The organism is Frankia sp. CeRuru1, assembly GCF_977966315.1.
Window position 1 is genome coordinate 1,972 of record NZ_CDWWEW010000404.1, and the last position, 1,730, is coordinate 3,701.

Annotated in this window: 1 protein-coding gene; it reads left to right on the top strand. The window is 64.4% G+C overall.

Annotation, left to right across the window (positions count from 1 at the left end; translation table 11 throughout):
- The coding region (locus tag AC08OP_RS21360) for a reverse transcriptase/maturase family protein (RefSeq protein WP_476615812.1) at positions 1-1,433 on the top strand (1,433 nt) is incomplete at its 5' end.
- Between the last annotated feature and the right edge of the window lie 297 nt (positions 1,434-1,730).

Consider the following 1,730-nt stretch of genomic DNA (forward strand, 5'->3'; position numbering starts at 1 on the left):
CTTACTACGAACCGACGTTCTCCGACCGGTCCCACGGGTTCCGGCCCCGGCGAGGCTGCCACACCGCTCTGCGGGAGATAGCCAATACCTGGACCGGAACGGCCTGGTTCATCGAAGGAGACATCGCCGACTGCTTCGGATCGTTCGATCACGACCTGATGATCGGAATCCTGTCGGAGAAGATCCACGACAACAGGTTCCTGCGGCTGGTGCGCAACATGCTGCAAGCCGGATACCTGGAGGACTGGACCTGGGGCGCCACCCTGTCAGGGGTTCCCCAGGGCGGGGTGGCCTCCCCGATCCTGTCCTCGATCTACCTGCACAAGCTGGATGAGTTCGTCGAGAAGGTCCTGATACCGGAGTACACCCGAGGGGACCGCAGGGCTCGCAACCCTGCCTACCTCGTACTGCAGAATGAGCTGGCCAAAGCTCGTCGGCGCGGCGACCGGGCCCAGGCCCGATGGCTGCGAAGACAAATGGTCAGATTTCCCAGCTCCGATCCCGACGACTCGGGCTATCGGCGGCTGCGGTACTGCAGATACGCAGATGACCATCTGCTCGGGTTCGCCGGACCGAAGGCCGAAGCCGAGGAGATCAAACAGCGGCTGGCGAAGTTCCTGCGTGACGACCTCAAGCTGGAGCTGTCCGCTGACAAGACGCTGATCACCCATGCCCGCACGGACGCGGCCTGCTTCCTCGGCTACGAGATCACCGTTCAGCACAACAGTAGCAAGACCACCCGGCGCCGCCGGTCGGTCAACGGCCAGGTCGCGCTACGCGTGCCACGCGATGTGATCAAGGTCAAATGTGCCCCCTACCTGCGACGCGGCAAACCCGCGAAACAGAAGGCCCTGACCAACGGCGACGACTACACCATCGTCGCCACCTACGGCGCCACCTACCGGGGCATCGTCCAGTACTACCTGCTCGCCGGAGACGTCCATCGACTTCACCGGCTGCGCTGGGTCATGGAGACCTCGATGCTCAAGACCCTGGCAGGCAAGCACCGCTCATCGATGTCGAAGATGGCCGCCAAACACAAGGCCAAAACCGAGACACCGCACGGGCCGCGGACCTGCTTCGAAGCACGTATCGAACGCGAGGGCAGGCAGCCACTGGTCGCACGGTTCGGCGGAATCCCACTCCACCGGCAGAAAACCGCGACGGTCCTCGACCGTCAGCCGACCCGAGTCGATCATCCGCACAAGGAACTGCTCACCAGGCTCCTCGCGGACATCTGCGAGGTCTGCCAGCGCACGGGCAACGTCGAAGTTCACCACGTTCGCGCGCTCAAAGATCTTGCGGCGCCCGGGCCCCTGCCACCCCCATGGGTCACGGCCATGGCAAACCGCAGACGCAAGACACTCGTGGTCTGCGCCACCTGCCACGACCAGATCCACACAGGGCATCCAGCCACACCACTCACGCAGTAGTCACCAGAGAGCCGGATGATCGGGAAACCATCAAGTCCGGTTCGGCGGGAGGCCGCGCGGAAAAGGACCAGCCCACAGGCTGGCACCTCGCCGCGCGGCCGACCCATCTGCCTGGCTCACCGCCCACCGGCGGCTTGCCCGCGACTACGAACGCCACCCCGCCACCTCCGAATCGTTCATCCACTGGGCGATGATCCGCACCATGGTCCGCCGTCTCGTTCGCGGGAATCCCGTCCCACGCTGGCAACCCCGCGACACTACAGAGCGTTAACATCACTCAAGATCCAGGACAGGCTC